The sequence below is a fragment of the Streptomyces sp. NPDC047117 genome (assembly GCF_040643545.1).
GTDB lineage: Bacteria > Actinomycetota > Actinomycetes > Streptomycetales > Streptomycetaceae > Streptomyces.
The window spans coordinates 110,908-132,845 of record NZ_JBEYUN010000020.1; the positions used below are offsets into that span (position 1 = coordinate 110,908).

The following is a 21,938-nucleotide window of genomic DNA, read 5'->3' on the forward strand; positions in this document are numbered from 1 at the left end:
TGAAAGCTGATTCACAGTGGAGCCGCTCCGCTACGCCGCACCGATGAGGGGAAAGCCCATGGTGATCACGTGAGCGCGTACCGGGAGCGTCCCTGGCTGGCGCGGTACGCCGAGGGGGCACCGGCCGACATCACCCCGGAGCACCCCACCCTCCTGCACGCCTTCCGGGATTCCGTCGCGCGCAGCCCCAACACCGAGGCGATCCGGTACTTCGACGGTGTGCTGACCCTCGCCGAGCTGGACGCCGCGTCCGACGCGCTCGCCGTCGCGCTGGCCGAGCGGCGCTTCGCGCCGGGCGACAGGCTCGCGCTGTACGTGCAGAACGACCCGGCGTTCGTCATCGGCCTGCTCGCCGCATGGAAGGCCGGCGGCGCCGCGGTCGCCGTCAACCCGATGAACAAGGCCCGCGAGCTGACGTACCTGCTCACCGACTCCGGCGCGAGCGCGCTGCTGTGCCTGGACGCGCTGTACGAGAGCGTGGCCAGGGGCGTCATCGGCGGTGGCGCCACCCAGGTCGCCACCGTGGTCACCTGCTCGCCGCTGGACTGGCAGACCCGCGACGACCCCCGGTTGTTCGACGGTGTGCGGAGGAGCCGTCCGCGGGGCACGCTCGATCTTCGTGCGCTCGTCGAGCGGTACGCGGGGCGGGTCCCCGCGCCCGCGACGCCCGCTCCCGGTGATGTCGCCGTGCTCACCTACACCTCCGGTACGACCGGCGAGCCCAAGGGCGCGCTGAACACGCACGGGACGATGCTGTTCAACGCCTGTACGTACCGGGAGTGGATGCGGCTGGGCGAGGACGACAGCATTCTGGGTGTTGCGCCGTTGTTCCACATCACCGGGCTGATCGGGCATCTGGCGGTCGCGCTGTTGCTGCCTTGCCCGCTGGTGCTCGCGCACCGGTTCCACCCGGGTGTCGTGCTCGACGCGTTGCGCGAGCACCGGCCGACGTTCACGGTCGGCGCGATCACCGTCTTCATCAGCCTGGCCGGTGCCCCGGACGCCGTCCGGGAGGACTTCGCCTCGCTCCGCGTCGTCTACTCCGGCGGCGCGCCCGTCGCGCCGGCCGTCACCGAGCAGTTCGAGAAGGCGACGGGCCGGTACATCCACAACATCTACGGGCTGACGGAGACCAACTCGCCCACGCACGCTGTGCCGCTCGGCGCGCAGGCGCCCGTCGACCCGGCCTCCGGCGCGCTGTCGGTGGGGGTGCCCGTCTTCAACACGGTCGTCCGCATCCTTGATGAGGAGGGGGCCGAGGTGCCGGTCGGGGAGGTCGGGGAGATTGCCACCTCGGGGCCGCAGGTCGTGCCCGGGTACTGGAACAAGCCCGAGGCGACGGCCGCGGCGCTGCCCGGCGGGGAGCTGCGTACCGGGGACGTCGGCTTCATGGATGCCGCGGGCTGGTTCTACCTCGTGGACCGCAAGAAGGACATGATCAACGCGGCCGGGTACAAGGTGTGGCCGCGCGAGGTGGAGGACGTCCTGTACGGGCATCCCGCGGTCCGGGAGGCGGCCGTGGTCGGCGTGCCGGACGCGTACCGGGGCGAGAGCGTGAAGGCGTTCGTGTCCCTCGAGCGGGACGCGTCCGTCACGGAGGAGGAGCTGATCGGGTACTGCAGGGAGCAGATGGCCGCGTACAAATACCCCCGCTCCCTGTCCATCCTGGATGATCTGCCGAAGACGGCGACAGGGAAGATCCTCCGCCGGGAACTGCGGGGACTGCGGGAGGCAGCCGGCTGACACGCGCGGCGGCCGCGGGCGGCCGCGCCAGGGAAACTCCGCGGTAACGCGAAACGTCGCCGAAACGTCGATGTTCGCCACCGGAAATTACGGCGGGTCACTCTCTTCCCTGGCCCGGCGTCGCCCCCTGTCACCTCCGCCGGGCGGGAAGGTTGACGCACATGCCTGCCGGAATCGACTCCGGGGACACCGCCTGGCTGCTGGCCGCGACCGCACTGGTGCTGCTGATGACGCCGGGGCTGGCCCTCTTCTACGGCGGCATGGTGCGCGCCAAGAGCGTGCTGAACATGCTCATGATGAGCTTCGCCGCCATCGCCGTCGTCACGGTCGTCTGGCTCGCGATCGGATACAGCCTGGTCTTCGCGCCGGACACCGGAGCCGGGCTGATCGGCGGCCTGGACCACCTCGGCATGCACGGCATCGGCCCGAAGAGCGTCACCGGCACCGTCCCGACCGCCCTCTTCGCCGCCTTCCAGCTCACCTTCGCGATCCTCACCGTCTCCCTGATCAGCGGCGCCATCGCGGACCGCGCCCGCTTCGGCGCGTGGGTGGCCTTCACGGCGCTGTGGACCCTGCTCGTCTACGCGCCGGTCGCGCACTGGGTCTTCGCGCCCGGCGGCTGGATCCTGGACCGGCTGGGCGCGCTGGACTTCGCGGGCGGCACCGTCGTCGAGGTCAACTGCGGCGCCTCCGGCCTCGCCCTCGCCCTCGTCCTCGGGCCGCGCCTCGGCTTCGGCAAGGAGGCGATGCGCCCGCACAGCCTGCCGCTGGTGATCCTGGGGGCCGGGCTGCTGTGGTTCGGCTGGTTCGGCTTCAACGCGGGGTCCGCCGTCGCCGCGGACGGCAAGGCCGCCATGGCGCTGCTGAACACCCAGGCCGCGGGGTGCACCGGCCTGCTCGGCTGGCTGCTGGTGGAGAAGCGGCGGGACGCGCACGCCACCACCCTCGGTGCGGCCTCCGGCGCGGTCGCGGGCCTGGTCGCGATCACCCCGTCCTGCGGCTCGGTCGGCGTCTGGGGCGCCCTCGCCATCGGCCTGACCGCCGGTGTGGTCTGCTCGTACGCGGTCAACTGGAAGTTCCGCTTCGGCTACGACGACTCCCTGGACGTGGTGGGCGTCCACCTCGTCGCCGGCGTCCTCGGCACCCTGCTCATCGGCTTCTTCGCGACCTCGGCCATGACCGACGGCCCGGCCGGACTGTTCTCCGGCGGCGGCGCGGGTCAGCTCCTCAAGCAGCTCGTCGCCGTCCTCGCGACCGGCGCGTACGCCTTCCTCGTCACATACGGCCTCGGCAAGGCCATCGACAAGGTCATGGGCTTCCGCGCGGCACCCGACCACGAACGGACCGGCCTGGACCTGACGATCCACGCCGAGACCGCCTACGACCACGGCGTCCTCGGCCACGGCACGGTAGGCCGCCGCGACCCCGCCGGCCACCTCCCCGGCGGCGCCACCACCCTGATGCACCGCGCGGACCGGGAACCGGGGGACTGACCGGGAGGCGGCCGGGCACGGAGGGGCGCGCCGGCGTGGTCCAAGGGCGGAGTACCGCTCCTCCCGTTGCACAGGGGGGCATACCGCAACGGAGGGACCGCGCCGCGGCGCGCCGTCGTGCTTCCCGGGCTCCCGGTGCCGTCCGTCCGTGAGCAACCCCGGGTGAAGAGAGGGACGTCTAGCCCCATGTCATATTCCGTATGGCACTTCACATCACAGGGGGATGCCTCATGGCATTACGGACATACGATGTGGTGGCGCTGAAAGTCCCGATCGTGTACGACACGTGGGGGGACCACGACCCGGACGGCATGATCTACACGCTCGCGGCGGACGAGCCCGAGCTGCGCAGGATACGGGAGCAGTTCCCGGACCCGTTCCCGCACCCGGTCGAGGAGCCGGACCGGCTCCCGAAACCCCACCCGCTGGTCAGACCGCTCGTCCTGCGCGCGAACGTCGGCGACAAGGTCGTGGTGCGGTTCCGCAACGAACTGCCGCAGCGCGCCGGCATCCACGCCCAGGGCGTCGGCTACGACGTCCTCGACGCGGACGGCGGCAAGGTCGGCAGAAACCCGGACTCGGCCGCCGCCCCGGACGGCGGCCGCCGCAGCTACGTCTGGCGGTGCGACGAGGAAGGCACCTTCTTCTTCGGCGACCTCGCCGACCTGCGCGGCGCCGAGCACGGCTCGAACGCGCACGGCCTGTTCGGCGCACTGATCGTCGAGCCGCGCGGCGCGACCTGGACCGACCCGGTCACCGGCGGGCCGCTCGCGTCCGGCCTGTACGCCGACGTCCACGTGCCCGGCGCGCCGAGCTTCCGCGAGTACGCGGTGTTCATGCACGACGAGACGCACAACCACAACCCCGTACTGCCGCCGCACCCGCGATACCACTGCGACCTGCCGCGTCCGCACACCCACTCCGTCGCCGCGGGCGGCGAACGGCTGGCGCCGGACATCTTCGGCGACCAGGACCCGGAACACGGCGGGCACGACGACGCGCACGCCGCGTCGATGATGCTGATGAGCTACCGCACCGAACCGATGGGCTGGCGCGCCTTCGCGTACGAGCGGATGCTCGCCGACGGGGAGATCGACCCGGTGCGAGACCAGATCGTCGGCGAGGAACAGCACCACAGCTCCTGGCTGTTCGGCGACCCGTCGACCCCGCTGCTGCGCGCCTACCGCGGGGACCGTGCGCGGATCCGGCTGGTGCACGCGGGCGTCAAGGAGACCCACGTCTTCCACCTGCACCTGCACCAGTGGCGGGCGGTCCCCGGCAACGACGACTCGCCGCTGATCGACTCCATCTCCATCGGCCCGCAGCAGGCCTTCACCATCGAGACGACCGCCGGGTCGGCCCAACGCGCTTTCGGCGACGCGATCTTCCACTGCCACCTGTATCCGCACTTCCACTCCGGGATGTGGGGCATCTGGCGGATCTTCGACAAGCTGCAGGACGGATCGGGGCGCTACCCCGACGGCACGCCGATCACGGCCCTGCGGCCGCTGCCCGGCAACCCGGACCAGCCGCAGCCGCCGACCGCCGAGCGGCCGGGATACCCCGCCTTCATCCCCGCCGAGTTCCCGCAGAAGTCACCCCGCCCGCCGCGGACCCCGCACATGCCCGAGGGCATGGGCCGCGAGCCCACCGACCTGGAGCGCGCGGCGTTCGTCGACGACCCGCAGCCGGGCGAGGCGTTCACCAGGGTGACGCCGCCGGGCGTCACCCCGCCGGTGCGCCGCTACCACCTGGTGGTGCTGGAGGCGCCGGTCACGTACTTCGACGGCGGCGACGGCCACGGAGACGGCGACGAGGACGAGGGTGGGGAAGCCGGGCACGGCAGCCGGTGGTACGACCCGCGCGGCCACCTCTTCGCGCTGCAGGAGGAGATCGACGAGGCCGGCGGGGTCGAGGAGTTCCGGCGGCAGCTCGCCGAGGGGCACCGGCAGGTCCAGCCGATCGCGATCCGCGGACGCAAGGGCGAGGTGCTGGAGTTCACGCTGACCAACGCGCTGCCGGTCGGCTGCCAGGAGGAGACCGCCTTCGACCAGGTCCTGCCCTTCCAGCCCGAGTGCGGCCTGCACGTACACCTGGTCAAGTTCGATCCGCTGGTCGCGGACGGCGCCAGCGTGGGCTGGAACTACCTCTCCGGCACCACCACCACCGACCAGGGCGCGGAGGACTTCGCGCGCTACCGCTCCTGGATGTACCGCTGGTACTGCGACGAGGAGTTCGGCGTCGTCTTCTTCCACGACCACCTCCTCGCCAACGAGCGGCAGCGGCACGGCCTGTTCGGCAGCATGATCGCCGAACCGGAGGGCGCGGTATGGGTCGACCCGCACGACCACGGCCGGGAGGTGCGCAACGGCAACCAGGCAGTGGTGCGACTCCCGGACGGCACGGCGTTCCGCGAACAGGTCCTCGGCGTCGCGGACTTCGTACCGCTCTTCGAGCGCAAGGACGGCCACGACGATCCGGTCAACCCGCCCGAGTTCCCCGGCCAGCTGGAGGACCACGGCGCGATGGCCGTCGGTTACCGCTGCGAGCCGCTGCACGAACGCGGGGACGAACCGGCCGACTGGTTCTCCAGCGACAAGCACGGCGACCCCGGTACGCCGCTGCTGCGCGGCTACCCCGGTGAACCGGTCAGGCTGCGGCTGTACCAGGGCTCCCACGAGGAGCAGCACGGCCTGATGGTGCACGGCATGCGCTGGCGGGCCTGGCGCGACGACCCCGGGTCGCCGCTGCGCGACCACCAGACGCTGGGCATCTCCGAGGCGTTCAGCTTCCACCTCGACGAACACCGCGGGCCTGGCGATTACCTGTGGCACTTCGCCGGCATCGACGACACCTGGATGGGGTGCTGGGGACTCTTCCGGCTGCACGCGGAGGAACAGCCGGACCTGCCGCCGCTGCCGGGCCGCCGTACCGGCGATCCGCTGCCGCCGTTCCGCGCCTCGCGGGCCCGGCGCTACCGGGTACGCGCCCGGAGTGCGGAGATCCACTACAGCGATCAGCGGTCGGACCCGTACGGCGTGGAGTGCCGCACCGACGGCCAGCCGGACGGCGAACCGCTGATCATCCGCTGCCGCGTCGGCGAGTGGGTGGAGATCCGGCTCCGCAACGAGCTGGCGGTGCCGCTGACGCCCACGCCGTTCGACCCGCCGCTGCCCGCCAAGGACGACCCGGCGTCCCGGGCGATCTCGCAGCGGGTGTCCCTGCACCCGGGCGGCCTGGTCCGCTACGACGTACGGACCGGCGACGGGGCGCACATCGGGCGCAACCCCGACGGCACGGTGGGCCCGGGCGACGAGATCGTGTACCGCTGGTACGCCGACACGCCCGGCGCCGTCCTCCTCCAGGACCGCGCCGATCTGCGCACCCACCGCCACCGCGGTCTGGTCGGCGCGCTGATCGTCGAGCCGCCCGGGGTGACGCCCGAGCGATGGACCGGGGCGCTGACCCTGCTGCGCGGACCGGACGGTCCGCGGGTGCACGAGCTGGTGCTGGTCGTGCAGGACGGCATGCGGCACTACCACGACGGCGACCCCGACCAGCCGGTGCGCGACCTGGAGAACGATCCGGAGGACGCCGGCCAGAAGGGGATCAACTACCGCAGCGCCCATCTGGTGCCGTCCCGGCCGTCCCTGGCCGATCCGCGGCCGCCGACACCGCTGCTGGAGTGCCGGGCGGGCGACCGCGTCCGGCTGCACGTCGTGTTCGGCACGGACAAGCCGCGCAACCACAGCTTCCAGGTGCACGGCGCGACCTGGCCGATGGAGGAACACCTGCGGCAGCCGCGGGTCGGCTCCCTCGGCGCACTGAGCCCCGGCAGCGTACGGACCCTGGAGCTGACGGCCGCCGGGCCCGGCGACTACGCGTACCGCAGCGGCGTGCTGCGCTGGGCGCTGTCGGAGGGGGTGTGGGGCCTCATCCGCGTACGTGACTGACCGGCTCACCCCGCCGAAGCAGCCCCGAAAACGCCTCAGGGGCCATCCGAAGATGGCCCCTGAGCTGCAAAAACACCGTCGGGACGACAGGATTTGAACCTGCGACCCCTTGACCCCCAGTCAAGTGCGCTACCAAGCTGCGCCACGTCCCGGTGCTCGCCGTCCGTCCGGGCGGGCCCGGTCGGTGCGTGCAGAAGAAAAATACCTGTCCGCGGCCCGGAATCCAAAACCGGGGGTGGGCGGGGTGCGGTGCGGGTCGCGGGCGCGCGGTCCCCGCGGTGTTTGAATGCGGCCATGAGCAAGCGCGTAACGGTACGAATGCGGCGTGTGTACGACGCGGTGGATCCCGACGACGGGGCCCGGGTGCTGGTGGACCGGCTGTGGCCGCGCGGGCTGTCGAAGGACGCGGCGCGGCTGGACGAATGGCTGAAGGACGTCGCGCCCTCGAACGAGCTGCGCAAGTGGTACGGGCACCGGGCCGAGGCGTACGAGGAGTTCGCCGAGCGGTACCGGGCGGAGCTGGCCGAGGAGCCGGGGAGCGAGGCGCTGGAGCGGCTGCGGGGGATGGCGGCGGACGGGCCGGTCACCCTGCTGACGGCGACCAAGGAGCTGGATCTCAGTCATGTGACGGTGCTGCGGGAAGTGCTCCGGCACGGCTCCTGAGCGCCTCGCGCACCCTCTCTGACCTGCTGCGTTGACGAAGCATACGGAACACTGCATAGTTATACCCATCAACGCATGGATTGAGGAGGGCCCCGTGACCGAGCGCGTCGTACTCGCCTACTCGGGCGGTCTTGACACCTCCGTCTGCATCGGCTGGATCGCCGAGGCGACGGGCGCCGAGGTCATCGCCGTGGCGGTGGACGTCGGCCAGGGAGGCGAGGACCTGGACGTCATCCGCAAGCGCGCGCTCGCCTGCGGTGCGGTCGAGGCCGAGGTCGCGGACGCCAAGGACGAGTTCGCCGACGAGTACTGCCTCCCGGCGATCCAGGCCAACGCCCTCTACATGGACCGGTACCCGCTGGTCTCCGCGCTCTCCCGGCCGGCCATCGTCAAGCACCTGGTCGCCGCCGCGCGGAAGCACGGCGCCACCACCGTCGCCCATGGCTGCACAGGCAAGGGCAACGACCAGGTGCGGTTCGAGGCCGGCATCTCCTCCCTCGCCCCCGACCTCAAGTGCATCGCGCCCGTACGGGACTACGCGATGACGCGGGACAAGGCGATCGCCTTCTGCGAGGAGAAGAACCTGCCGATCGCGACGACCAAGAAGTCGCCGTACTCGATCGACCAGAACGTCTTCGGGCGGGCCGTGGAGACCGGCTTCCTGGAGGACATCTGGAACGCGCCGATCGAGGACGTGTACGAGTACACCGCCGACCCCGCCGCCCCGCGCGAGGCCGACGAGGTCGTGATCACCTTCAAGGAAGGTGTGCCGGTCGCGATCGACGGCACGCCCGTCACCGTCCTGCAGGCCATCCAGCAGCTCAACGAGCGCGCCGGCGCCCAGGGCGTCGGCCGGATCGACATGGTCGAGGACCGGCTGGTCGGCATCAAGTCCCGCGAGGTCTACGAGGCCCCCGGCGCGATCGCCCTGATCACCGCCCACCAGGAGCTGGAGAGCGTCACCGTCGAGCGCGAGCTGGCCCGCTACAAGCGCCAGGTCGAGCAGCGCTGGGGCGAGCTGGTCTACGACGGCCTGTGGTTCTCGCCGCTCAAGCGCGCCCTGGACGGCTTCGTCGCCGAGGCCAACCAGGCCGTCTCCGGTGACATCCGGATGACCCTGCACGGCGGCCGGGCCGTCGTCACCGGCCGGAAGTCCGAGCAGTCGCTGTACGACTTCAACCTGGCGACCTACGACTCCGGTGACACCTTCGACCAGTCGCTGTCGAAGGGCTTCATCGAGATCTTCGGCATGTCGAGCAAGATCGCCGCCCGGCGCGATCTGCGGGCATAGCCCGACGGAACCTGGCCTGAAGCGGGCCGGTCGTACTCTCATCACCTACGAGGAGCAGCAAGTGAGCAACGGCAACAGCGGTGACGTCCGGCTCTGGGGCGGCCGGTTCGCCGACGGCCCCGCCGAGGCGCTGGCCAAGCTGTCCGCGTCCGTCCACTTCGACTGGCGGCTGGCGCCGTACGACATCGCCGGGTCGCGAGCCCACGCACGCGTGCTGAACAAGGCCGGGCTGCTCACGGACGACGAGCTGACGCGCATGATCGCCGGCCTCGACCAGCTCGAGAGCGACGTCGCCGACGGCAGCTTCGTCGGCACCATCGCCGACGAGGACGTGCACACCGCGCTGGAGCGCGGGCTGCTGGAGCGGCTCGGGGCCGACCTCGGCGGCAAGCTGCGGGCCGGCCGGTCCCGCAACGACCAGGTGGCGACCCTCTTCCGGATGTACCTGCGGGACCGCGCCCGGGCCATCGGCGGGCTGCTCGCCGAGCTCCAGGAGGCGCTGGTCGGGCTGGCCGAGGCGCACCCGGACGTGGCGATGCCCGGCCGTACGCACCTCCAGCACGCCCAGCCGGTCCTCTTCGCGCACCACGTCCTCGCGCACGTCCAGGCGCTGTCCCGGAACGCCGAGCGGCTGCGCCAGTGGGACGAGCGGACGGCCGTCTCGCCGTACGGCTCGGGCGCGCTGGCCGGCTCCTCGCTCGGCCTGGACCCCGAGGCGGTCGCCGCGGACCTGGGCTTCGAGCACGGTTCGGTGGGCAACTCCATCGACGGCACCGCGTCCCGTGACTTCGTCGCGGAGTTCACCTTCATCACCGCGATGATCGGCGTCGACATCTCCAAGATCGCGGAGGAGGTCATCATCTGGAACACGAAGGAGTTCTCCTTCGTGACCCTGCACGACGCCTTCTCCACCGGCTCCTCGATCATGCCGCAGAAGAAGAACCCGGACATCGCCGAGCTGGCGCGCGGCAAGTCCGGCCGGCTGATCGGCAACCTGACCGGCCTGATGGCCACGCTGAAGGCCCTGCCGCTCGCGTACAACCGCGACCTGCAGGAGGACAAGGAGCCGGTGTTCGACTCCTGCGACCAGCTGGAGCTCCTGCTGCCCGCCTTCACCGGCATGATGGCCACGCTGACCGTCAACCGCGAGCGGATGGAGGAGCTGGCCCCGGCCGGGTTCTCGCTCGCCACCGACATCGCGGAGTGGCTGGTCAAGCAGGGCGTGCCGTTCCGGGTGGCGCACGAGGTCGCGGGCGAGTGCGTCAAGGAGTGCGAGACGCAGGGCATCGAGCTGGACCAGCTCACCGACGAGCAGTTCGCGAAGATCTCCGAGCACCTGACGCCGGAGGTGCGGACCGTCCTGAACGTGCCCGGCGCGCTCGCCTCGCGGAGCGGCCGCGGCGGCACGGCCCCCTCCGCGGTCGCCGCGCAGCTCGCCGAGGTCAAGGCGGACCTGGCGACGCAGCAGGCGTGGGCCACGGCCAAGCAGAAGTAACCCCAGCAGGTGGCAGCGGCCGCCGTCCGGTCTCCCCGACCGGGCGGCGGCCGCTTTGTCGTGCTGTGCTGTCGTCGCTGTCGACAGGAAATGAGACTGCGAAGAATTCGATGAGACATTCATGTCTCATTAGCGTACGATCTGTCTCATGGCCGTGGATCGAGATCGCGTACTGAAAGACGCCGCCGCCCTGCTCACCCGGAAGAGCACCGCCTCGATGGACGACATCGCGCGGGCCGCCGGGATCAGCCGGGCGACGCTGCACCGCCATTTCGCGGGGCGGGACGCGCTCATCCGGGCCCTGGAGGAGCTGGGCATCAGGGAGACCGGGCAGGCGCTGGACGCCGCCCGGCCGGACGAGGACGACGCGGCGACCGCGCTGCGCCGGCTCATCGCCGAGATCGAGCCGGTCGCCGGGGTGCTGGCGTTCCTCTACACCGAGAACCAGCTCTTCGAAGGCGAAGAGATCAACGAGGGGTGGACGGGGCTCGACGCCCGGATACACGCGCTGTTCCGGCGGGGCCAGGAAGAGGGGACCTTCCGCATCGACCTCACCCCCGCCTGGCTGACCGAGGCGCTGTACGGGCTGATCTGTGCGGGCGCCTGGTCGGTGCACGAGGGCCGGCTGGCCCGCGCCGACCGTAATCACTCCATCGCCGAGCTGCTGCTCGGCGGCGTACGAAGGGAAGGCAAGCGATGAGCGGGGCGACGGCCGTGGGGGCGGCCAGGAGCGGGACGGCGGAACAGCCGCGCCCGGGGCGTTGGCTCGCGCTGGGCGTGCTGGTCCTCGCGGTGCTGCTGGTCGGCGTCGACGCCACCGTGCTGGGCCTGGCGGCGCCGTACCTCAGCGAGGACCTGCGCCCGTCGGGCACCCAGCTGCTGTGGATCGGTGACGTCTACTCGTTCGTCATCGCCGGTCTGCTGGTCTCGATGGGCAGCCTCGGCGACCGCATCGGGCGCAAGAAGCTGCTGCTGACCGGCTCGGTGGCGTTCGGTGCCATGTCGGCGCTGGCGGCGTACGCGACGACCCCGGAGATGATGATCGCGGCGCGGGCGCTGCAGGGCGTGGCCGGTGCGACGCTGATGCCGTCCACCCTCGCGCTGATCCGCAACCTCTTCCACGACCCGCGCGAGCGCAGCCTGGCCGTGGGCGTCTGGGGTGCGGCGGCCTCCGCGGGCACCGCGGTCGGCCCGGTGCTCGGCGGGTTCCTGCTGGGCCACTTCTGGTGGGGTTCGGTCTTCCTGATCAACCTGCCGGTGATGGTGGTGCTGGTCGCCGTCGGCATCAAGGTGCTGCCGGAGTCCCGCAACCCGAAGCCGGGGCCGTGGGACCTGGCCAGCGTCGGGCTGTCGCTGGTCGGCATGATCGGTGTGGTCTACGCGGTGAAGGAGGCCGCGGCGCACGGCATCGGGCTCGGCGTCGCCGTCGCGGGCGTCATCGGCGTGCTCGCGCTCGTCGGCTTCGTACGACGGCAACTGCGGCTGACCACGCCACTCCTGGACATGAAGCTCTTCAGCAACCGCGGCTTCTCCGGCGCCGTGCTCGCCGACCTGCTGACCATTCTCGGACTGGCCGGGCTGCTGTTCTTCCTGTCCCAGTTCCTGCAGATGGTGCAGGGCCGGTCGCCGCTCAACGCGGGACTGGTCGAACTGCCCGCCGCCGTCGGCGCGATGGGCGCGGGGCTGGCCGCCGGCCATGTCGCGCGCCGGCTGTCGGTGCGCGCGGTGGTCTCCGGCGGACTGGTCCTGGTGGGGCTGGGGCTCGGCGCGTGCGCCTGGGTGAGCGCCACCACCGCGACGCCGGTGCTCGGCACGATCCTCTTCGTGGTCGGCGTCGGCGCGGGCTTCTCCTTCACCGTCACCGCCGACGTCATCCTCTCCAGCGTGCCCAAGGAGCAGGCGGGCGCCGCCTCGGCGGTCTCGGAGACGGCGTACGAACTGGGCTCCGCGCTCGGTATCGCCCTGCTCGGCTCGGTGGTCACCGGCGTCTACCGGAACTTCACGGCGCCCGACGGGGTGCCGGGCGACGCGGTGGGCGCGGCCCGCGAGTCGCTGGGCGGCGCGGTGGAGACGGCGGGCGACCTGCCGCACCGCGCGGGCGAGGCGCTGCTGCACGCCGCGCAAGGGGCGTTCACCGACGGCATGGAGGCGGCGGCCGTGGTCGGCGGCGTCATCTCCCTGTCCGCCGCTGCCGCCGCCTGGATACTGCTGCGCGGCCACCGGCTGGAGGGCGGCGAGGGCTGACGGCCCGGGGCGCGCCGTACGGGGAGACGGCGGCACGGGGCGCGCCCCGTGCCGGAGTGCGCGCCCGCGCCGGTAGCCTGCGCCGTGTCGGGACATCCACCGCTTCCGGAGGAGGCTGTCATGGCACTGGCTGCCGAGGACCGCGCCGCCATCGCCGATCTGCTCTCACTGCACGGGCACCTGTTCGACGCGGGGGAGCTGCACCGCCTGGACGAGCTGTTCACCGACGACGTCGTCTACGACGTCACCGACTTCGGGCAGCCGCCGCTGAAGGGCGTGACGGCGATCCGCGAGGCGGCGCTCGCGCTCGGCGAGGCCAACCCGGTGGCCCACCACGTCACCAACGTCGTCCTCGCCGAACTGCCGGACGGCAGCGGGGTGCACGCCCTGTCCAAGGGCATCGGCGTCAACGCCGACGGCACCTCCGGGACGGTCACCTACGAGGACACCGTCGTCCGCACCGACGACGGCTGGCGCATCAGCCACCGCAAGGTCCTCGCCCGCCGCGCCCCGCTGGGCGGCCGCTGACCGCACACGCGACGGGCCCCCTGCCGACTGCGGCAGGGGGCCCGAAAAGCTGTCGGTGCGTCAGGCGGCCTTGGCCTTCGTGGCGTACACGTCCACGTACTCCTGGCCCGAGAGACGCATGACCTCGCTCATCACCTCGTCGGTCACGGCGCGCAGGACGTAGCGGTCGCGGTCCATGCCGTCGTACCGGCTGAAGTCCAGCGGCGCACCGAAGCGGCAGGTGACCGGCGCGACGCGGGGGAGGCCCTTGCCGCCGGGCTGCACCTTGTCGGTGCCGACCAGCGCGAACGGGACGACCGGCGCGCCGGTCATCAGGGTCAGCCGGGCGATGCCCGTACGGCCCCGGTACAGACGGCCGTCGGGGGAGCGGGTGCCCTCGGGGTAGATGCCGAAGAGCTTGCCCTCCTCCAGGACGCGGCGGCCGGTCATCAGCGCCGCGACGCCGCCGTGCCCGCCGTCCCGGTCGACCGGGATCATGCCGGCGGTGGTGAAGAACCAAGCCATCAGGCGGCCCTTGACGCCCTTGCCCTTGACGTACTCGTCCTTGGCGATGAAGTACACCTGACGCTTGGTCCGCCGCTCCACGATCAGCGACAGGAACAGCGAGTCGATGAAGGTGACGTGGTTGCCGGCCAGGATCACCGGACCACTGTCCGGAATGCCGTCGAGTCCCTCGACCTTCGGGCGGAACAGGACACGCATGACGAATCCGAGAATCGCCTTCAGCAGCAAGCGGGACAACGGGTCCTCCGGGTCGACTGGTCAGTGCACTGCAGGAGTCTGCAGGTGAGGACGATACTCGCGGCCCAACCTCGATCGCACATCGGGTTCACGGATTCGATACGCAGAGTTGACACGCCCTTCCTGTGCGTCACGGGTGGTTAACCGGCCCGCCATGCGAAGAACGCAGGGGCCGCGACTACACCGCCTGCGGGACCGAGGATGCGTACGAAGATCCGCGAGTGGCCGCGGAAGGGCGCTCCGGACCTGTGGAATGCCGCACACCCTGCGGCCTCGCTGTGGGGCCGATGCGCCTCCAGGTGATCCCAAAAGCGCACATACGTCACTCGCGTTCACCCTGGTGTTCGGTCGGATGTCTCCCACCGGAAAGGTGTACGGGCCTAACATCGGCCCGGCACCGGCAGGTGCGGCACATCACAGAACCATGAGGAGTCGGGGACACATGGACAAGGCGCAGCGACCCGGGCGACGGACCGTACTGAGCGTTGCGGCGCTCGGCGCCGGAGCGGCGGTGCTGGGCGGCGGGGCCGGTACGGCCGTCGCGGCCGGGCGCGGACACGGCGGACACGGCGGCGGCGAACTGCCCTTCCCGCTCGTCGTCGGCCACCGCGGCGCGAGCGGCTACCGCCCCGAGCACACCTTCGGCTCCTACCAGCTCGCGCTGGACATGGGGGCCGACGTCATCGAGCAGGACCTCGTCCCCACCAAGGACGGCCGCCTGGTCTGCCGCCACGAGAACGACATCACCGCCACCACCGACGTCGCCGACCACCCGGAGTTCGCCGGCCGCAGGACGACCAAGACGGTCGACGGCGTGAAGCTCACCGGCTGGTTCACCGAGGACTTCACGCTCGCCGAACTGAAGACGCTGCGCGCCAAGGAGCGCATCCCGGGCACCCGGCAGCACAACACCCTCTACGACGGCCGCTGGCAGGTGCCGGAGTTCGAGGAGGTCCTCCAGTGGGCCGAGCGCGAGGGCCGCAGGCGCGGCCGCCGCATCTGGCTGCACATCGAGACCAAGCACCCCACCTACTTCCGCAAGCTGGGCCTCGGCCTGGAGGAACGGCTGGCCAAGCTGCTGCGCCGCTACGACCGGCACAAGAAGAACTCCCCCAACTTCCTCCAGTCCTTCGAGCCCTCCAGCATCCAGCGGCTGGACAAGCTGGTCGACTGCCCGAAGGTCGTGCTGCTCGGCACGCTGAAGACCCAGCCCTGGGACTTCAAGGAGGCCGGTGACCCCCGTACCGTCGCCGACCTGGTCAAGCCGGAGGGGCTGCGCTGGATCGCCTCCTTCGCGCAGGGCATCGGCCCGGACCTCACCGTGATCATCCCGCGCACCGCCGACGGCAAGCTCGGCGAGCCGTCCGCCGTGGTGCAGGACGCGCACGACGCGGGCCTCGTCCTGCACCCGTACACGGTCCGCAACGAGAACACCTTCCTGCCGGTGGACCTGCGCAAGGGCAGCGACCCCAACGCGTACGGCGACTCCCTCGCCTACTTCAAGGCCCTCTTCGCGACCGGCATCGACGGGCTCTTCTCCGACAACCCGGACACCGCGCTGCTGGCCGCGGCCGAGTTCCGCAAGGGCTGACCGCTCCGGCGGCGGCCCGGCGACGGGCGGGCGACGGGCGGGCGAGGGGTGGTGTCCCCGGCCCGCGCGTCGCCCGGCCGTCGCCGTGCACCCACGCGTGACGCGACCGCGTTGACGCGGCGAAACCGCGGGGACGCGCGGCGCTGTCGGCGCGGGTATGACGGACCGCGACCGTGCACTGATCACCGCGCTGCGCCCGCTCCTCGCCGCGGAGGCGGCGGCCGAGGCGCCCGCCGCCGGGGCCGACGCCGAGGACATCGAGCAGGACGTGTGGGCGCGCCTGCTCCGGTACACCCGAATGGCCGGTCCGCCGGCCGACCCCGCGCGCTGGCTGCGCCGGGCCGTGCGGGCCGAGGTCCGCTGCGCCCTGCGGCGGACCCGCCGCGAGATCCCCTACGACCCGACCCGTGCCCAGCCGTGGGTCGGTGCGGTCGCCGAGCCGCTCGCGCTGGACGCCGAGCGGCGCCGCGCGCTGCTCGCCGTGGCCGGACAACTCCCCGGACGCTGCCCGGCGTTGGTACGCGCTCTGTTGTCCGGGACGGATCCGACCTACCGTGAGATCTCATCTGAGTTGGGAATGTCACAGGGGAGCATGGGGCCACTCCGTTCCCGTTGTCTGGGATGTCTGCGCAGAATGCTGACGGCGGAGGTTGGAGTTCCTGAACTCCGGGGAAAGGAGCGTTGACCCCGCCATGGCGGCGCCGCGCATCCCGTGGTGCCATCAAGTCAGGGCAGATCCGTCCGGGCGCCGCACCACACCCTCATGGCGGCCGGGCTCACCGAACCGAAAAGGGGAGGCCAGCACGCATGGGCATGAGCGTGACCATCTCTGCGGCGACCGACAGGGACGCCGAGCAGATCCTCAAGCTGCAGTACCTGTGCTACCAGTCCGAGGCCGCGCTGTACGACGACTACTCGATCGAGCCGCTCACGCAGACGTTCGATGAGTTGCGTACCGAGATGCGGGACGGCTGCGTGGTGGTCGCCCGCCTCGGCGACGAGGTCGTCGGCTCCGTGCGGGGCGCGGTCGACGCGGACGGCGTGGGCGGCATCGACAAGCTGATCGTGCATCCGCGGATGCAGCGGCACGGGCTCGGCAGCCGGCTGCTCGCCGCCGTCGAGGAGCGGCTGTCCGCCGAGCACGGCGTGACCCGCTTCCGGCTGCTCACCGGGCACCGCAGCGAGGGCAACCTCCGGCTGTACCGCAGCCGCGGTTACGCCCAGGTCGGCACCGAAGAGGTCAGCCGCCGGCTCAGCCTGATCACGCTGGAGAAGGACGCTTCGGCCCAGGCGTACGTCGCGAGCGCCTGAGCCCTCCCGTACCTGCGCCGCGGGCCCCGTACGTGCAGCCGCACGTACGGGGCCCGCGGCCGTGTCCGTACGGAAATCAGCCGGCGCGGCGGCCGCGGCGCAGCCAGAGCAGCCCGGTGACCGGCAGGAAGACCGGGATGAAGAGGTAGCCGTAGCCGTACCCCGACCAGACCGTGGCGTCGGGGAAGGCGGACGGCTCCAGCAGCGTCCAGGTGCCGACGCCGAGCACGCCCAGCAGCTCCAGGCAGCAGCACACCAGCCCCACCCGGCGCGCCGCTTCCCCGCCGCGCACCAGCGAGAAGAGGATCACGGCGTACACCACGGCGGAGACCGCGGACAGGATGTACGACAGCGGCGCCCGGTCGTACTGGGCGATCAGCTGGTACGCCGCCCGCGAGGCGGCGCCGACGGTGAAGACGCCGTACAGCCAGACCAGCAGCCGGCCGGGGCCCGAGCCCAGCGAGAGGCGGCCGCCCCCGGCGGAGGTGTCCTTCGTGGTGGTCGTCGCGGGCTCAGCCATGGCCGCCTCCCCAGATGTCGTACAGCCGCACTTCCAGCACGGCCAGCACCACGCCGCCGGCCGCCACCGTCACCGAGCCCCAGCGGGTCCGCTCGGACAGCGACATGAACCCGGCGGCGGGCACGCAGGCCGCGGCGCCGATCAGATAGGCGAGGAAGATCGCCGTACCGTCGTCGGGCTTCTCGCCGCCCGCCAGCTTCACGACGGCGATCACCAGCTGCACGAGGGCGAGCAGGGAGACGACGGCCATTCCGATGAAGTGCCAGTCCTTGGTCGGCTCGTCGCGGTACGCGGCGAAGCCGCACCAGGCGGCAAGGGCAAGGGCGGTCACGCCGACCGCGACCGTCAGCGCGTCGATCACCGGGACCTCCGCACGGCGGCGCGGCTGCGCGCGGTGGGGCTGTGGGGCATGCCCCCGACTTTAATCGGCGCCCGCGGCGGCCCCGCGCGCGGCCCCGGCCCGGCAGCGGGGCCCGCACGCCCCGTACCCTCGGTGACCATGAAGCTCTCCGTTGACGCCCTCCTGTTCGACAACGACGGCACCCTCGTCTCCTCCATGGACTCGGTGCACCGCTGCTGGAGCCGCTGGGCCGAGGAGTACGGGGTCACCGAGGCGTTCGCCGAGGTCGAGCTGCACGGCCGGCCCGCCGCCGACATCGTCGCCGACCTGCTGCCCGCCGAGCGGGTCCCCGAGGCGCTGGCCCGCATCGAGGAGCTGGAGACGCAGGACGTGAGCGGCGTGGTGCTGCTGCCCGGCACCCGCGCGCTGCTGGACTCGCTCCCGGCCGACCGCTGGGCCGTGGTCACCTCCGCGACGCGCAAGCTCGCCGAGGCCCGGCTCGCCGCCGTCGGCATCCGCCCCAAGCACCTGATCACCGCGGACGAGATCACCCGCGGCAAGCCCGACCCCGAGCCGTTCCTGCTCGCCGCTCAGCACCTGGGCGTGGACCCGGCCCGCTGCGCCGTCTTCGAGGATGCGCCGGCCGGTCTCGCGGCGGGCCGCGCGGCCGGCGCCACGACCGTGGCGTTGACCACAACGGCCCCGGCGGAGGAGCTGGTGGCCGACGTGATCGTTCCCGATCTGTCGGCCGTGTCCGCGCAGGCCACGGCGGACGGCGTGGAGATCACGACCGCCGGCTGAGCCGCTGTCCACGGACTGATCAGAGCCTTCCGGAATCCGGACTGGCTTGATCGGCCCGTACGCCTGTCTGGTTTACTGGCCATCATGACCACGACGAGCTGCCGCATCCCCGCGACCGAGGCGCACAAAGCGTCCGGTGCTCGTCGCATGTGTCGAATGTGTGACCGCTGAGGGCCCCCGCCTGAGCCTCGCGCCCCGAAGCGAGACCCGCTCCCATGCGCCGGACGACCCGTACAGACGCGCCCCGTACCTCCCGTACGCCGGGCCTCCGTACGCAGTACCGCCGGCCGCCCCGCGTCACCGGACCCAGGACCCGGGCGCCCGCCGCCCGTGTGCCTCCGCGATCCTCATGCCGCACTCCGCAATGAATGCCCCGTGCCCGGCGGACGAGCCGCCGAGCACTCAACCGTGACGGATATCCCTGTGATCACCACTACAGGCCTCACCAAGGTCTACCGCTCAGGCGACCGCGAGGTCACCGCGCTGGACGGCGTCGATCTGCACGTCCGCGAGGGCGAGGTGTACGGCGTCATCGGCCAGAGCGGCGCCGGCAAGTCGACGCTCATCCGCTGCGTGAACCTCCTGGAGCGCCCCACCTCGGGCACGGTCACCGTGGCCGGCCAGGACCTCACCGCGCTCGCGGGCAGCGGCCAGCGGGCGAACCCCGCGCTGCGTGCCGCGCGCAGCCACATCGGCATGGTCTTCCAGCACTTCAACCTGCTGTCCTCGCGCACCGTCCTGGACAACGTCGAGTTCCCGCTGGAGATCCTGAAGGTCTCCCGCCGCGAGCGCCGCCGCAAGGCGCTGGAGCTGCTGGACCTGGTCGGCCTCGCCGACAAGGCCAAGGCGTACCCCGCCCAGCTCTCCGGCGGCCAGAAGCAGCGCGTCGGCATCGCCCGCGCGCTCGCCGGCGACCCGAAGGTGCTGCTCTCCGACGAGGCCACCAGCGCGCTGGACCCGGAGACCACCCGCTCCATCCTCCAGCTGCTGCGCGACCTCAACCGGCAGCTGGGCCTCACCGTCCTCCTCATCACCCACGAGATGGACGTCGTGAAGTCGATCTGCGACTCCGCTGCCCTGATGAAGGGCGGCCGCGTCGTCGAGCAGGGGACCGTCTCGGAGCTGCTGGCCACGCCCGGCTCGGAGCTGGCCACGGAGCTGTTCCCGGTCACCGGGGAGGCCTCGGCGGAGGACCGCACGGTCGTGGACGTCACCTTCCACGGCGAGGCGGCCACCGAGCCGGTCATCTCGACCCTCTCGCGGACCTACAACGTCGACGTGTCGATCCTCGGCGCCGCCATGGATACCGTGGGCGGCAAGCAGATCGGCCGGATGCGCATCGAGCTGCCCGGCCGCTTCGAGGACAACGTCGTACCGATCGGCTTCCTGCGGGAGCAGGGCCTCCAGGTGGACATCGTCGGGCGGGACGGCGCCACCGAGTCCGCCGCCGCCGTGCTGACCAAGGAGGTCGCGAAGTGAGCTGGAACGCGATGCGGGACGTGCTGTCCATCGCGACCCTGGACACCCTGTTCATGGTCTGGTGGTCCACGGTGTGGGCTGTCCTCGGCGGCCTGCCGATCGGCCTCCTGCTGGTCCTCACCGGTCCGGGCAGGCAGCTGCAGAACTCCCCGGTGAACAAGGTGCTCGGCGCGATCGTCAACGTCGGCCGCTCGATCCCCTTCCTGATCCTGGTCCTCGCGCTGATCCCCTTCACGCGGTACCTGATCGGCACGGCCAGCGGCCCCAGCGCCGCCGTCGTCCCGCTGGCGATCGGCGCCATCCCCTTCTTCGCCCGCCTGGTCGAGACAGCTGTCCGCGAGGTCGACGGCGGTCTGGTGGAGGCCGCCCAGTCGATGGGCGGCGGCACCTGGACGATCATCTTCAAGGTGCTGCTGCCGCAGGCGCTGCCCTCGCTGGTCGCCGGCCTCACCAACACGATCGTCACGCTCATCAGCTACTCGGCGATGGCCGGCGCGGTCGGCGCCGGCGGCCTGGGCAGCGTGGCGATCACCTACGGCCAGCAGCGCAACGACATGCGTTTCGTGGGCGTCACCGTGGTACTGATCGTCATCATCGTGACCGTGATCCAGCTGATCGGTGACCTGGTGGTCCGCCGGCTGAGCGCCCGCGGCTCCCGTGCCTCGGCCCCCGTACGCCTCCTGAAGTCGCCGAAGTCCCGCACCGCGGCACCGGACCCCGAGCCCGAGGCCCGCGCCGACACGGCCAAGGTCCGCGAGACCGCGGACGAGGCCGCCTGAGCCACCGACCCCCTGGAGCCCGGACCCTTTGCCGGGCGGAACACCACCTGTAAGGAAGGCACTCTTCGTGCGTAACACCGTCAAGCTCACCGGCGCCGTCGCGGCCGCCGCCGCGCTCACCCTCGCCCTCGGCGCCTGCAGCGCCCCCTCCGACCCGGACGTCGACCGGTCGGACAGCGCGAGCAGCCCGCTCGTCGTCGGCGCCACCTCCGTCCCGCACGCCGAGATCCTGGAGTACGTCAAGAAGGACCTGGCGCCCAAGGAGAAGCTGAAGCTGGACGTCAAGATCTACGACGACTACCAGCTCATCAACCCGGCCACCAAGGACAACACCCTCGACGCGAACTACTTCCAGACGAAGGAGTTCCTCGACGACTGGAACAAGAAGAACGACGGCGACGTCGTCCCGGTCGCCAACGTCCACGTCGAGCCGATGGGCCTGTACTCCAAGAAGCACAAGGCCATCTCCGACCTGGGCTCCGGCGACACCATCGGCGTGCCCTCGGACGCGCCCAACCAGGCCCGCGCCCTGAAGCTGCTCGACAAGGAGGGCGTCATCGAGCTGAAGGCCGACGCCCCCGCGGTGCCCGGCCTGAACGACATCGGTGACAAGAAGGGCCTGAAGATCACCGAGGCGAAGGCCGAGACGCTGGCGCCGACGCTGCCCGACTACGACGCGGCGGTGATCAACGGCAACTACGCCATCGCCGGCAAGCTGAGCCCGAAGAAGGACTCCCTGGCGCTGGAGTCGGCCAAGAACAGCCCCTACGCGAACTTCCTCGCCGTCGACAAGAGCAAGAAGAACGACGAGCGCGTGCAGAAGCTCGCGAAGCTGCTCAACTCCGACCAGGTCAAGAAGTTCATCGAGACCAAGTACAAGGACGGCTCCGTGCTGCCCTCCTTCAGCAAGGCGAGCTGACCCGCCACACCCCCGTACGACGGCCCGTACCTGCCTTATCAGTGCAG

Annotated in this window: 19 protein-coding genes and 1 tRNA gene; 16 read left to right on the top strand and 4 right to left on the bottom strand. The window is 71.5% G+C overall.

The genetic code is table 11. The annotated features are described in order from the left end of the window. The first annotated feature begins 69 nt into the window (after positions 1–69). The 3 genes from ABZ840_RS30960 to ABZ840_RS30970 all read left to right on the top strand — a co-directional run bounded on the left by ABZ840_RS30960 (position 70) and on the right by ABZ840_RS30970 (position 7,189). The gene (locus tag ABZ840_RS30960; protein ID WP_361565076.1) at positions 70–1,743 is read left to right on the top strand and encodes an AMP-binding protein; all 1,674 of its coding nucleotides are present in this window, start codon (positions 70–72) and stop codon (positions 1,741–1,743) included. A 161-nt stretch (positions 1,744–1,904) separates the two neighbouring features. Further along, positions 1,905–3,236, top strand: coding sequence for an ammonium transporter (locus ABZ840_RS30965; RefSeq protein WP_361565079.1), 1,332 nt, complete (start codon positions 1,905–1,907; stop codon positions 3,234–3,236). 275 nt (positions 3,237–3,511) lie between these two features. Then, on the top strand, positions 3,512–7,189 hold the full coding sequence (locus ABZ840_RS30970) for a multicopper oxidase domain-containing protein (RefSeq protein ID WP_361565082.1): 3,678 nt from the start codon (positions 3,512–3,514) through the stop codon (positions 7,187–7,189). 78 nt (positions 7,190–7,267) lie between these two features. On the opposite strand, the gene ABZ840_RS30975 is transcribed toward ABZ840_RS30970, so the two are convergent. Beyond that, positions 7,268–7,341: transfer RNA gene (locus tag ABZ840_RS30975), tRNA-Pro, on the bottom strand. A gap of 142 nt (positions 7,342–7,483) precedes the next feature. Between ABZ840_RS30975 and ABZ840_RS30980 the strand changes: the two genes are divergently transcribed. The 6 genes from ABZ840_RS30980 (at position 7,484) to ABZ840_RS31005 (ending at position 13,410) form a co-directional block, all read left to right on the top strand. Continuing rightward, entirely contained in the window at positions 7,484–7,852 is a 369-nt protein-coding gene (locus tag ABZ840_RS30980; protein WP_361565085.1) for a DUF488 family protein, read from the top strand. Positions 7,853–7,946: 94 nt separating this feature from the next. After that, positions 7,947–9,143: an argininosuccinate synthase gene (locus ABZ840_RS30985; RefSeq protein WP_361565088.1), complete on the top strand. Its 1,197-nt coding sequence runs from the start codon at positions 7,947–7,949 to the stop codon at positions 9,141–9,143. Between the two features lie 61 nt (positions 9,144–9,204). Continuing rightward, positions 9,205–10,638: an argininosuccinate lyase gene (gene argH, locus ABZ840_RS30990; RefSeq protein ID WP_361565091.1), complete on the top strand. Its 1,434-nt coding sequence runs from the start codon at positions 9,205–9,207 to the stop codon at positions 10,636–10,638. A 148-nt stretch (positions 10,639–10,786) separates the two neighbouring features. Next, positions 10,787–11,338, top strand: coding sequence for a helix-turn-helix domain-containing protein (locus tag ABZ840_RS30995; protein WP_361565094.1), 552 nt, complete (start codon positions 10,787–10,789; stop codon positions 11,336–11,338). Continuing rightward, on the top strand, positions 11,335–12,882 hold the full coding sequence (locus ABZ840_RS31000; RefSeq protein ID WP_361565097.1) for an MFS transporter: 1,548 nt from the start codon (positions 11,335–11,337) through the stop codon (positions 12,880–12,882). Before ABZ840_RS30995 ends, ABZ840_RS31000 begins: the two co-directional genes overlap by 4 nt. 120 nt (positions 12,883–13,002) lie before the next feature. Then, a complete protein-coding gene (locus tag ABZ840_RS31005) occupies positions 13,003–13,410 on the top strand; it encodes a nuclear transport factor 2 family protein (RefSeq protein ID WP_361565100.1) in 408 nt (135 codons plus the stop codon). A 60-nt stretch (positions 13,411–13,470) separates the two neighbouring features. Here ABZ840_RS31005 and ABZ840_RS31010 read toward each other — a convergent pair whose 3' ends face one another. Next, positions 13,471–14,151, bottom strand: a complete 681-nt coding sequence (locus ABZ840_RS31010) for a lysophospholipid acyltransferase family protein (protein ID WP_361565103.1) — start codon at positions 14,149–14,151, stop codon at positions 13,471–13,473. Positions 14,152–14,593: 442 nt separating this feature from the next. On the opposite strand from ABZ840_RS31010, the gene ABZ840_RS31015 reads away from it, so the two are divergent. The 3 genes from ABZ840_RS31015 to ABZ840_RS31025 all read left to right on the top strand — a co-directional run bounded on the left by ABZ840_RS31015 (position 14,594) and on the right by ABZ840_RS31025 (position 17,053). Further along, entirely contained in the window at positions 14,594–15,742 is a 1,149-nt protein-coding gene (locus tag ABZ840_RS31015) for a glycerophosphodiester phosphodiesterase (RefSeq protein ID WP_361565106.1), read from the top strand. A 157-nt stretch (positions 15,743–15,899) separates the two neighbouring features. After that, positions 15,900–16,427, top strand: a complete 528-nt coding sequence (locus tag ABZ840_RS31020; RefSeq protein ID WP_361565109.1) for a sigma-70 family RNA polymerase sigma factor — start codon at positions 15,900–15,902, stop codon at positions 16,425–16,427. A gap of 122 nt (positions 16,428–16,549) precedes the next feature. Further along, positions 16,550–17,053 (top strand): GNAT family N-acetyltransferase, encoded by a 504-nt coding sequence (locus ABZ840_RS31025; protein ID WP_361565112.1) that lies wholly within the window; start codon positions 16,550–16,552, stop codon positions 17,051–17,053. Between the two features lie 76 nt (positions 17,054–17,129). Here the strand turns inward: ABZ840_RS31025 and ABZ840_RS31030 are convergent, their stop codons facing one another. Both ABZ840_RS31030 and ABZ840_RS31035 read right to left on the bottom strand, forming a co-directional pair. Next, the gene (locus tag ABZ840_RS31030; RefSeq protein ID WP_361565115.1) at positions 17,130–17,573 is read right to left on the bottom strand and encodes a hypothetical protein; all 444 of its coding nucleotides are present in this window, start codon (positions 17,571–17,573) and stop codon (positions 17,130–17,132) included. Continuing rightward, positions 17,566–17,934 (bottom strand): hypothetical protein, encoded by a 369-nt coding sequence (locus tag ABZ840_RS31035; protein ID WP_361565118.1) that lies wholly within the window; start codon positions 17,932–17,934, stop codon positions 17,566–17,568. The genes ABZ840_RS31030 and ABZ840_RS31035 overlap by 8 nt, the downstream gene beginning before the upstream one ends. 138 nt (positions 17,935–18,072) lie before the next feature. Here ABZ840_RS31035 and ABZ840_RS31040 point away from each other — a divergent pair, with 138 nt between their 5' ends. The 4 genes from ABZ840_RS31040 (at position 18,073) to ABZ840_RS31055 (ending at position 21,891) form a co-directional block, all read left to right on the top strand. Beyond that, positions 18,073–18,714 (top strand): HAD-IA family hydrolase, encoded by a 642-nt coding sequence (locus ABZ840_RS31040; protein WP_361565121.1) that lies wholly within the window; start codon positions 18,073–18,075, stop codon positions 18,712–18,714. A gap of 423 nt (positions 18,715–19,137) precedes the next feature. Beyond that, the gene (locus ABZ840_RS31045; RefSeq protein ID WP_361565124.1) at positions 19,138–20,193 is read left to right on the top strand and encodes an ATP-binding cassette domain-containing protein; all 1,056 of its coding nucleotides are present in this window, start codon (positions 19,138–19,140) and stop codon (positions 20,191–20,193) included. Continuing rightward, entirely contained in the window at positions 20,190–20,972 is a 783-nt protein-coding gene (locus ABZ840_RS31050; RefSeq protein ID WP_361565127.1) for a methionine ABC transporter permease, read from the top strand. Before ABZ840_RS31045 ends, ABZ840_RS31050 begins: the two co-directional genes overlap by 4 nt. A 67-nt stretch (positions 20,973–21,039) precedes the next feature. Then, complete coding sequence (locus ABZ840_RS31055) at positions 21,040–21,891, top strand: MetQ/NlpA family ABC transporter substrate-binding protein (protein ID WP_361565130.1); 852 nt, start codon at positions 21,040–21,042, stop codon at positions 21,889–21,891. Positions 21,892–21,938: the final 47 nt, after the last annotated feature.